The organism is Actinotalea endophytica (assembly GCF_025717005.1).
GTDB lineage: Bacteria > Actinomycetota > Actinomycetes > Actinomycetales > Cellulomonadaceae > Actinotalea.
The window spans coordinates 50,369-61,381 of sequence record NZ_JAOVZU010000015.1 but is presented as its reverse complement, the minus strand read 5'-3'; the positions used below and the strand labels follow the sequence as shown (position 1 = coordinate 61,381).

Annotated in this window: 8 protein-coding genes; 3 read left to right on the top strand and 5 right to left on the bottom strand. The window is 73.4% G+C overall.

All coding sequences use genetic code 11. The features are described from left to right. Positions 1-1,910, bottom strand: a 1,910-nt coding sequence (locus OEB99_RS19400) for a GNAT family N-acetyltransferase (RefSeq protein WP_263578955.1), incomplete at its 3' end; no start/stop codon positions are given. Between the two features lie 139 nt (positions 1,911-2,049). Between OEB99_RS19400 and OEB99_RS19395 the strand changes: the two genes are divergently transcribed. After that, positions 2,050-4,512, top strand: coding sequence for a DNA gyrase/topoisomerase IV subunit A (locus tag OEB99_RS19395; protein ID WP_263578954.1), 2,463 nt, complete (start codon positions 2,050-2,052; stop codon positions 4,510-4,512). Positions 4,513-4,571: 59 nt separating this feature from the next. On the opposite strand, the gene OEB99_RS19390 is transcribed toward OEB99_RS19395, so the two are convergent. Both OEB99_RS19390 and OEB99_RS19385 read right to left on the bottom strand, forming a co-directional pair. Further along, a complete protein-coding gene (locus OEB99_RS19390) occupies positions 4,572-5,618 on the bottom strand; it encodes a GNAT family N-acetyltransferase (protein WP_263578953.1) in 1,047 nt (348 codons plus the stop codon). Between the two features lie 72 nt (positions 5,619-5,690). Next, complete coding sequence (locus OEB99_RS19385; protein WP_263578952.1) at positions 5,691-7,820, bottom strand: DNA gyrase/topoisomerase IV subunit B; 2,130 nt, start codon at positions 7,818-7,820, stop codon at positions 5,691-5,693. A 180-nt stretch (positions 7,821-8,000) separates the two neighbouring features. Between OEB99_RS19385 and OEB99_RS19380 the strand changes: the two genes are divergently transcribed. Both OEB99_RS19380 and OEB99_RS19375 read left to right on the top strand, forming a co-directional pair. Next, positions 8,001-8,213: a DUF7455 domain-containing protein gene (locus tag OEB99_RS19380; protein WP_263578951.1), complete on the top strand. Its 213-nt coding sequence runs from the start codon at positions 8,001-8,003 to the stop codon at positions 8,211-8,213. Positions 8,214-8,305: 92 nt separating this feature from the next. Beyond that, a complete protein-coding gene (locus tag OEB99_RS19375; protein ID WP_263578950.1) occupies positions 8,306-8,794 on the top strand; it encodes a DUF456 domain-containing protein in 489 nt (162 codons plus the stop codon). Here the strand turns inward: OEB99_RS19375 and OEB99_RS19370 are convergent. Both OEB99_RS19370 and OEB99_RS19365 read right to left on the bottom strand, forming a co-directional pair. Beyond that, entirely contained in the window at positions 8,729-10,567 is a 1,839-nt protein-coding gene (locus OEB99_RS19370; protein WP_263578949.1) for a DUF5671 domain-containing protein, read from the bottom strand. The two genes, OEB99_RS19375 and OEB99_RS19370, sit on opposite strands and share 66 nt — an antisense overlap. Next, positions 10,564-11,007, bottom strand: a complete 444-nt coding sequence (locus OEB99_RS19365; RefSeq protein ID WP_263578948.1) for a hypothetical protein — start codon at positions 11,005-11,007, stop codon at positions 10,564-10,566. Before OEB99_RS19365 ends, OEB99_RS19370 begins: the two co-directional genes overlap by 4 nt. Between the last annotated feature and the right edge of the window lie 6 nt (positions 11,008-11,013).

The window sequence follows — 11,013 nt, the reverse complement described above, 5'->3', positions numbered from 1 at the left end:
GGCCCCCGGGGGTGGGGGCCCCGCCCCGCGGAGTACCGGGTCGCGGCCGCGAGCGCGGCCACGGCGTCCTCCGGGGTGGCGAAGGCCGGGACGGTCCGCGGGACGCCACCGGCGTCGCTCGAGGTCAGGTCGGGGGTGAGCCCGCTCAACCCCAGCACGACGGCCACCGTGGTCGGCCCGGCCGCCGACCGGCGGGCGATCGCCGCGGCGATCCGCGGGTCGGGCGCGCCGAGCGTGGGCACGTGAACCACGATCACCGCGTCGCAGGTCCCCGCGCGGTAGACCTCGTCGAGCTGGGCCTCGAGGCTCGCCAGGTCGTCCGTGCCGTGCCCACCCCCCGGCAGGATGGCGCGCTGGGTGCAGACCGTGAGCCCGGCCGAGGCGGCGGCCTCCGCGGTGAGCGCGGCCAGGGCGCCGGAGCCGGCGAGCACCGCGACCCGCCGGCCGGTCGGCAGCGGCTGGGCGGCGAGCAGCTGGGCCACGTCGAGCAGCTGGTGCTGGCTGTCCACCCGGATCACACCCGACTGGCGCAGCAGCTCGTCGAGGGCGCGGCGCGGCACCCGGGTGCGCCGCAGCGCGTGCCCCGCCGGCACGACGTGCCCCGAGCGCCCGGCGGTCACGACGACCACCGGCATCGTCATCGACAGCCGCCGCGCGACCCGGGCGAACTTGCGCGGGTTGCCGATCGACTCGAGGTAGAGCCCGGCGACCGAGCTCGCGTCGTCGGTGACCAGGAACTGCATCATGTCGTTGCCCGACACGTCCGCCCGGTGACCGGCCGAGACGAACGTCGACAGGCCGAGCCCGCGCCGCCTCGCCGACCCGAGCAACCCCACGGCGAGCGGCGCCGACTGGCAGAACAGGGCCACGCGGCCGGGGGTGGGCGGTTCGGTGGCCAGCGAGGCGTTGACGGTCCGCCCGGTCCCGCCACCACGCCAGAACCCGAACGATGACGGCCCGAGCACCCGCATCCCCGCGCCGTGCGCCGCCCGCAGCAGCGCCCGCTGCCGGTCCAGCCCGTCGGCCCCCGTCTCGGCGAAGCCGCCGGAGATCACCACGAGCCCGTGCGCACGCAACCGGGCGCAGGCCCGGACGACGTGCGCGGCCCGTGCGGCGGGCACCGAGAGCACGACGAGGTCGACCTGGTCCAGCGCGCCGAGGTCGGTCGTCTCCAGCCCTGGCACCTCCAGGCCCACGAGGTGCACCGTCGGTCCGTCCGCGGGTGCCGCCAGGTGGCGGGCGACGGCGGCGGCCAGGCCCGGGTCCGCGCCCGGCCCGGGCTCGGCGACCACGACGACCGAACGCGGCGAGAGCAGCCCGGACATGCTCAGCGCCTCGGCCCGCTGCTCGCGCTCGGCCATCACGCGCAACGACGTCGCCGTCGGGTCGATGCCGAAGTCGACCTGCAGGACGCCGTCCTCGAGCCGCTGCGAGACCCCGTAGCCCGCCTCACGGAACACCGCCAGCATCTTGCCGTTGTGCGGCAGCACCTCGGCGGTGAAGCGTCTGATGCCTCGCTCCCGGGCGGCCGCAGCGAGGTGCTCGAGCAGCACGGAGCCGAGTCCGCGGCCCTGATGGGCGTCGGAGACGTTGAACGCGACCTCGGCGTCGTCCTCGCCGATCCGGTCGTACCGGGCCACCGCGAGGATCCGCTCCAGGTCGCCCTCGGTGCTCACCGCCACGAACGCCACCCGGTCGTTGTGGTCGACGTGCGTGAACCGGTGCAGGTCGGCGTCGCCGAGCCGCTCCATCGGTGCGAAGAACCGGAAGACCGTCGACTGCTGGGACTGGCCCATGTGGAACGCCTGCAGCGCGTCGGCGTCCTCGGGGCGGATCGGACGGACGTGGGCGGTTCCGCCGTCCCTCAGGACGACGTCGGCCTCCCAGTGCCTCGGGTACCCAGGCTCCACCCGGCCAGGCTAGCCAGCCGCGCGCCCCGGCGGGCAGGGTCTCCGCGCGCCTCGCCGGTGCACGGCCGCGGTCGGGCGAGAATGGACCGTCCCGGGTCCGGTCGACCGGGACCGACCACCGCCGAACCGAGGGAGCCCGATGGCCCGCCGTCGCGACCAGCGCGACCCGGAGACCTCCGACGTCGCCGAGACGATCGTCGACATCGACGTCGCCGCGGAGATGGAGGGCTCGTTCCTCCAGTACGCGTACTCGGTGATCTACGCGCGGGCGCTGCCCGACGCGCGCGACGGCCTCAAGCCCGTGCAGCGACGGATCCTCTACCAGATGGCCGAGATGGGCCTGCGTCCCGACCGGCCGTACGTGAAGAGCGCGCGTGTCACGGGCGAGGTGATGGGCAAGCTCCACCCGCACGGGGACCAGGCCATCTACGACGCCCTGGTGCGGATGGCCCAGCCGTTCGCGCTACGGCTGCCGCTGGTCGACGGCCACGGGAACTTCGGTTCGCTCGACGACGGCCCCGCGGCGCCGCGATACACCGAGGCGCGCCTCGCCCCGGCCGCGATGGCGATGGTCGGGGGGCTCGACGAGAACGTCGTCGACCTGGTGCCGAACTACGACAACAAGCTCACCCAGCCCGAGGTCCTTCCGGCGGCGATCCCAAACCTCCTGGTCAACGGTGCGGCCGGGATCGCGGTCGGCATGGCGACGAACATGGCGCCGCACAACCTCGTCGAGGTCGTCGCGGCGGCCCGCCACCTGGTGGCGCACCCCGACGCGACCCTCGAGGACCTGATGCGGTTCGTCCCGGGGCCGGACCTGCCGACCGGCGGCAAGATCGTGGGCCTGGAGGGGGTGCGTGACGCCTACCGGGCCGGTCGCGGCACGTTCCGGACCCGCGCCACCGCACGGATCGAGAACGTCACGCCCAAGCGCAAGGGCATCGTCGTCACCGAGCTGCCGTACATGGTCGGCCCCGAGCGCGTGATCGAGAAGATCAAGGAGGGTGTCCAGGCCAAGCGCCTCCAGGGGATCTCCGCGGTGATCGACCTCACCGACCGCCAGCACGGGCTGCGCCTCGTGGTCGAGGTGAAGTCGGGCTTCAACCCGGACGCCGTGCTCGAGCAGCTGTACAAGCACACCCCGATGGAGGACTCGTTCGGGATCAACAACGTCGCCCTGGTCGACGGCCAGCCGCGCACGCTGGGCCTGCGTGAGCTGCTCGTGGTCTGGGTGGAGCACCGCCTCGCGGTGGTTCGCCGCCGTTCGCAGTACCGGCTGGACCGGCGGCGCGAACGCCTGCACCTCGTCGAGGGCCTGCTCATCGCGATCGTCGACATCGACGAGGTCATCCAGGTGATCCGCACGTCGGACACCGCGGACGTGGCGCGCGAGCGGCTCATGGGGGTCTTCGACCTGTCGCAGGCCCAGGCCGAGTACATCCTCGAGCTGCGGCTGCGCCGCCTGACCAGGTTCTCGACCCTGGAGCTCGAGCGCGAGGCCGACGAGCTTCGCGAGGAGATCGCCGAGCTCGAGTCGATCCTGGGCGACGACGCGAGACTGCGCACCGTGGTCAGCGACGAGATGGCCGAGGTCGCCCAGGTGTACGGCACCCCGCGGCGCACGATCCTGCTCGAGCACGCCGGCGGAGCGGGGGTCGTCGGCGAGAAGGCGGCGCCGCGGTCGGCGGCCGCGTCGCTCGAGATCGCGGACGTCCCGTGCCTCGCCCTGCTCTCGGGCACGGGCCTGCTGGCCCGCACCGCGGACGACGTCGCGCCGACCCGGGAGGGGCGCCGTTCCGCGCACGACGTGGTGATCGCCGCCGTCGCGACGACCACGCGCAGCGACATCGGCGCGGTGACCTCGCAGGGCCGCGTGCTGCGGATCGGCGTGGTCGACCTCCCTGCGCTGCCACCCACCGACGGCCCGCCGTCGCTCTCCGGCGGGGTCCCGGTCTCCGAGCTGCTGCCGCTCGAGCGCGGCGAGCGGGTCGTCGGCCTGACTGCGCTCGGGCCGGACGCGCCGACCCTCGCCCTCGGCACGGCGTCGGGCGTGGTCAAGCGGGTGGCGAAGGATGCACCGCCGAACCGCGACGCGTGGGAGGCCATCTCGCTCAAGGACGGCGACGAGGTGGTCGGCGCGGTCCCGGTGGACGACGACGACGAGCTCGTCCTGATCTCCTCCGACGCGCAGCTGCTCCGCTTCGCCGCGTCGGCGGTGCGCCCGCAGGGCCGCGCGGCCGGCGGGATGGCCGGGATCAAGCTCTCGGCCGGTGCCACCGTCGTGTTCGCCGGCGTGGTGCGCGCGGGCACCGACGCGCTCGTGGTGACGGTCGCCGGGGCCTCGGACGCGCTGCCCGGCACCCAGGCAGGGTCGGCCAAGGTGAGCCCGTTCGAGGTCTTCCCGGCCAAGGGGCGCGCCACCGGTGGCGTCCGCGCCCAGCGGTTCCTGCGCGGCGAGGACGCGCTGATCCTCGCGTGGGTCGGCGCGGCACCGGCGCGCGCCTGCGGGTCGGCGGGCCAGGCCGTCGAGCTCCCGGCCGTGGACCAGCGCCGCGACGGTTCGGGCACGTCGTTGTCGGCGCCCGTGCACGCCGTCGGCTGACGCCGCACGTCGATCCGAACCTCGCCGGGCCCGGCGGGGGCCTCCCCGCGCCCGAGGCGTCAGATCTCGACGCTGTAGAGCACCGAGCCGTGGGTGCGCTCGTAGCCGAGGCGCTGGTAGAAGCCGAGCGCGCCGCTCGGGTTGTCGGCGTCGACGTCGAGGGTCGCGTAGGGCATGCCGCCCTCGCGGTAGCGCCGCATCGCCTCGACGAGCAGTGCCGAGGCGAGGCCCCGCTGGCGCCACGGGCGGAGCACGCCGAGCAGCGCCGTGACGCCGCTGTCGAACCCCTGCAGCTCGGCACCGACGCGCTCGGACATCAGGTAGCCGACCACCGTGCCCGCGTCGTCGAGAGCGACGAGGCTCCACTCGTGCACGGAGTGCGGACCCTGCCACCAGGTCTGCCAGGTCTCGGCGCTGTGCGGCTGCGAGCCCCAGTGGTCGCGGAACGCCTCGTTGTGAGCCAGCCGGACGAGGTCGTCGAGCTCGGCCGACCAGGTCTCGACCCGAGCGCCCTCGGGCAACGGCGCCTCGGGCAGCGGCTGCGCCAGGTCCCTGCGCATGTCGGTGTACCAGCGGATCGGGCTGAACCCGGCGGCCGCGTACAGCTGCCGTCGCGCGCGCGCCGACTCGTCGACGTAGGCGGCGAGCCGGGCCGGCCCGGTGCGACCGCTCGCGGCGAGCATCTGGCGCCCGCGCCCCTCCATCCACGCGACCAGCGCACGCCCGAAGCCGCCGCCACGCCACTCCGGGTGGACGCCACCGTCCAGGAAGGCACGCAGGCACGTCTCGTCGCCCGGCCGCACCTCGACCAGGCCGTACGCCCGGAGCTGACCTGTGTGGTCGACACCCGCGAGCGAGTCGGTCGGCAGCGCGTGGCCGGGCATCCGGAGCCACATCGCGACCTCGGCCTCGGACGACCGGCGCGGTACCCCGTCGGCCACCTCGAGCGCGCCGATGAGCCGATGCAGCTGAGGAACGTCGTCCATGGTCAGCGGGCGCCACGTCAGCCCCAGGTGCGGTGACGGGAGCTCGAGCACCGCGGGTGCGTCCGCGCGGTCCGCGATCGGGCCCGACACGTCGGTTCCGGCTCGGTGCACGCGACTCACGGAGAACAACCTAGGCCCTACGACCCCTCGCACCTGACATCCGCCCGAGCGACGGACACCCGTTCCGGTGACTCACGCGTCGATCGCCGCCCGGTCCAGGTTGGCGGCACCGGCCACGATGAAGTCGCGCCGCGGGGCGACCTCCGAGCCCATCAGCAGCTCGAAGACCTGCTCGGCCGCGGCTGCGTCGCGCGCCGTGACCCGTCGCAGCGTGCGGTGGCGAGGGTCCATCGTCGTCTCGGCGAGCTGGTCGGCGTCCATCTCACCCAGGCCCTTGTACCGCTGGATGTCGTCCTTGTAGCGCTTGCCGGCCCGGTCGAGCCGCTTCAGCGTCTGGGCGAGCTCGGCCTCGGAGTAGGTGTACAGGTACTCGTTCTTGGCCTTGCCGGCACCGATCACCTCGACCCGGTGCAGTGGCGGCACGGCCGCGTACACCCGGCCCGCGTCGATCATCGGGCGCATGTAGCGGAAGAACAGCGTGAGCAGCAGCGTGCGGATGTGTGCGCCGTCCACGTCCGCGTCGGTCATCAGCACGACCTTGCCGTAGCGGGCCTGCTCGAGGTCGAAGCTCCGACCCGAACCGGCACCGATCACCTGGATGATCGCGGCGCACTCGGCGTTGCGAAGCATGTCCGAGACCGATGCCTTCTGGACGTTGAGGATCTTGCCGCGGATCGGCAGCAGGGCCTGGAAGTCGGAGGTTCGCGCGAGCTTGGCCGTGCCGAGCGCGCTGTCTCCCTCGACGATGAACAGCTCCGACCGGTCCACGTCGTCGCTGCGGCAGTCGGCGAGCTTCGCCGGCAGTGCCGAGGTCTCCAGGGCGTTCTTCCGCCGGGAGATCTCCTTCTGCTTGCGGGCGGACAACCGTGCCCGCATCTCCGCCACGACCTTGTCCAGCACGAGCGCGGACTGCGTCTTGAGGTCCCGCTTCGTGGCCGTGAGCAGCGCGGTCAGCTCGGACTCGACGACCTTCGCGACCACCTGGCGCACCGGTCCGGTGCCGAGCACCTCCTTGGTCTGGCCCTCGAACTGGGGCTCGGCCAGCCGGACCGTGAGCACGGCCGTGAGGCCGGCCATGATGTCGTCCTTGTCGATCCGCTCGCTGGTGTCCTTCGTCGAGACCTTGAGCCGGCGCGCGTTCACCTCGACCTGCTTGCGCAGCGTCTTGACCAGGGCCTGCTCGAAGCCCGCGAGGTGGGTCCCGCCCTTCGGGGTGGAGATGATGTTCACGAAGCTGCGGACCTCGGTCTCGTAGCCGGTCCCCCAGCGCAGCGCGACGTCCACGACGCACTCCCGCTCGACCTCGGCGGAGACCAGGTGGCCCCGCGAGTCCAGCACCGGGACGGTCTCGGTGAACGTGCCCGACCCGGTCAGCCGCCACGTGTCGGTCAGCGGCGTGTCGGGCGCCAGGAAGTCGACGAAGTCCACGGCGCCGCCCTCGTGGACGAACTCCTCGATGTGGGTGCCGTGCTCCCCCGGCGTGCCCGGCAGGCGGCGCTCGTCGTGCACGGCGACCTTCAGGCCCGGCACCAGGAACGTCGTCTGGCGAACCCGGCCGACGAGGTCCTCGTAGGAGAACTGGGCGGTCTTCGGGAACACCTGCCGGTCCGGCCAGAAGCGGATCCGGGTGCCGGTCACACCGCGAGCGACCTTGCCACCCTTGACGAGCTCGGAGTGGTCCACGAACGGGGTGAACGACGCGTCCGGGTCCGGCCCGGTGGCCGGGTCGGCGAACGTGCCCGGCTCGCCGCGGTGGAAGGTCATCCGGTGCGTGCGACCGCTGCGGTCCACCTCGACGTCGAGCCGCTGGGACAGCGCGTTCACGACGCTCGCACCCACGCCGTGCAGACCGCCCGAGGCCGCGTACGACCCGCCGCCGAACTTCCCACCCGCGTGGAGCTTGGTGAAGACGACCTCGACGCCGGTCAGGCCCGTCTTCGGCTCGACGTCGACCGGGATGCCACGACCGTCGTCGCGGACCTCGACCGAGCCGTCCGCGTGCAGCAGCACGTCGATCCGGCCGCAGTGTCCTCCGAGCGCCTCGTCGACGGCGTTGTCGACGATCTCCCACACGCAGTGCATGAGGCCGCGACCGTCGGTGGTGCCGATGTACATGCCCGGTCGCTTGCGCACCGCCTCCAGCCCCTCGAGGACCGAGAGGTGGCGTGCGGTGTAGCTCTGCTCGGACAGCGTGCTCGTCACTCGAAGGAGGGTAGACGAGCGGGCCGACCTGCTCCGGGAGGCGCGACGCGTTCACCTCGGGGACACCAGATCAGACTCAGCGGTGCCGTGCTGGACCACACGGTGGACGGTCGCTACGCGGACAGCGAACCTCACGCGCTGGAAACGTCTCCGACACGATCCTCGTGCTTCCATGGGTGCATGACCACGACGACTCTCGCACCGCTCACCGCAGCTGACCGCTGCGACCGCTGCGGCGCGCAGGCCTACGTGCGGGTCCTGCTGCCGACCGGCGAGCTGCTCTTCTGCGGCCACCATGCCCGACAGCATGCCTCCGCCTGGGCCGACGTCGCCGTCTCCGTCCAGGACGAGACCGACCGCCTCCAGGAGGAGCACGGCCCGGTCCTGCGCTGATCGACCGCACACCTGCCCGGCACCGCCGCGTCCCGAGGGACCGGCGGTGTCGTCGTATCCCGGCGGTGCCGGCCTCGTCCAGGGAGTGACCGATGGACGTCGTGACGATCATCGTCGGCCTGCTGATCGTGGTCGGGCTGGTCGGGATCGTGCTGCCCGTGCTGCCCGGCTCGTGGTTGATCGGTGCCGCCCTCCTGGTCTGGGCGGTGGCGACCGCCCACCCGGCCGCGTGGCTGGTCGCGGGCGTCGCCTGGCTGCTGCTCGCCGCCGGCTGGTCCGCGACCTACCTGCTCGCCGGTCGGCGGGTGGCGGCCTCGGGCGTGCCGCGCCCGTCGCTCGTGGTGGCGACGCTCGCCGGGATCGCCGGGTTCTTCGTGATCCCGGTGATCGGCTTCCTGGTCGCCTTCCCCGCGGCCCTGTTCGCGATGGAGTACCGGCGCCTGCACGACGCGGCCGCGGCGTGGGACTCCGCCTGGACCGCCATCCGCGCGAACGCGCTCGGGATGGTCATCGAGCTAGGACTGGCGCTGCTCGCCACCGGGACCTGGCTCGTCGCCGTGCTGCTCGGTGTCCACCCCTGACGGCAGCGGCACCGGACCGGCCGGTGACGGCGGCGGCACCGCGGGCAACGGCGGCACCGGACCTGCCATCGGCGACGCGCCGTCCGGCACGACGAGCAGCCCCGTCGGCGCGGCGAGCAGCAGCACCCGCCCACCGTCGATCGGAGCCAGCGCAGCGAGCACCTCGTCCACGTCCCACGCAGGGCCTGCGGCGGCCCATCCGTCGACCCTCGCCCCGGTGCTCTCGTGGATCCGCAGCGCGAGCCCGTCGTCGCGGGGGCCGACCAGCAGCACGAGCCGCGGCCCGTGCCGCACCGGGAGTGTCGGAGCCGCGGCACGATCCTCGCGCTGCACCATCCAGTGGTAGCCGGACACCGCGCCCGCAGCGAGCAGGATGCCGACCGGGATCCGTACGTCGCGCAGCGTCGCCTCGCCGATCGACCCGCGGATGGCGTCGTCGAGGATGATGAACGCGGTCACCAGCACCACGACGACCGCGACCACACCGGCGACGCCGAACAGCAGCACGAGGTAGATCCGACGCGTCGGAGAGCCGATCTCGCCGATCGGGTCCTGGTCCCGGGCACGCTGGACCCGCCGCCAGAACAGCCACCACAACGGTCCGCCGACCGCGAGCAGCGTGAGTGCCGCCAGGACGCTGTTCACCACCGACCCGGCGACCATCATCGGTGGCGCGATCGCGTCCACCAGCGCCACGACGACGAGTGCGACACCGGTGGCGGCGGCGCCCAACGCGACCCCGGCGAGCAGGTAGTCGTGCACCCGGGTCACCTCGGTGCGCTCGACCGCGGCGCGGGAGGCCAGGACCGTGCGGTGGTACCACCAGCTCAACGCGCCGACGAGCGCCACCGCGAGCGGCGTCGCCGTCCCGCCGAGGTACTCGGCCCCCGAGACCGCACCCGCGTCGCCGAACACCCAGACCAGCAGCCGGTAGAGGGCCACGCTCGCCCCGGAGAGCGTGACGACCAGGGACGCCCCGACGCCCACCACGAGCACGTACCCGTGCCACAGCGGACCGGTGCGCGCACGCGACAGCCGCAGCGCCCAGTGCGGGACCCAGATGGCAGCCCCGGCCGCGAGCAGCCCGGCCATCTCACCGAACCCCCCGGTCACCGGGCCGACCATGCTCGACGTCGGCAGCAAGAGCTGCAGCGCCCGGGCCAGCAGGCCGATGAGACCGATCAGGCCGAGCACCCAGCCGATCAGGCTGCCCAGCACGAGCATGGCGAGCGACCGCGACTCGTCGAGGGTCCGGCCGACCAGCAGCCAGTGCACTCCCCACGCGACGCCCCACACGACCGTGCCCGCGGCGGCCTCCACCTCCAGACCGCCGCCGTCCAGCGCGCTGCCGAGCAGCCCGGCCAGGTAGACCGCGGCCACCACGCTCAGGATCAGCTCGGCGAACGTCAGGTAGATCGTCCACGCGGTCGAACCGAGCTCACCGGGGTCGGACCGGATGGTCGACCTCGTCCAGACCACCACGGCGGCGAGCAGCCCGCCGCCGAACACCGTGAACGTGAGCCCACGCGCGAGGTCGGGGCCGCGGTCCACCATCGCGTCGGTGGAGAACGCCAACGACACGATCGTGACGATGCCCACGAGAGTGACCACGAGCAGCCCGAGCAGCAGCAGGTACTGGAAGAACCGGCGCACGCCGTGCCCCTCGCCCGGACGCCCCTCACGTCGGGCGGAGAACGCCCGCACCACGAGCACGACCACCAGCACGGGCACCGCGAGCGTGCCGAGCACCGAGACGATCCCGAGACCCGTCATTGCGACTCCTGCCCCTCGCACCACCCCATCGGCCACGGCGCTCCCGCGACCCGCCAGCGGCCGTCCTCGAGCACGAGCTGGAAGGTCTCGTCGTGGCTCCAGCCCTCGCCGAACGGGCCGTCGCTCCCCTCGGTGATCCGGACCTGCACCGTCGCGGTGTCCGCGCGGGTCGTCTCGGAGCGCAGGTCGGCGCGGAACGTCTCGGGAAGGTAGGCCTGCGTCACGTCGGACGCGGTGCACGGGCTCGCGTCGGCGAGCTCGCCGGCCGCCGACACCGGGTCGTGATCGGCCAGCGCACCGAGGTAGACCTGGACCACGCCGGCCGGCGACGCCGGGTCATAGGCCTCGGGACCGCGCTGGGTCGCGACCACGGCCGCAGCACCCGCCGCGACGACGATGGCGCCGACAGCGACGGCCAGAACCCGATCGGCCCGTGCCATGTCACC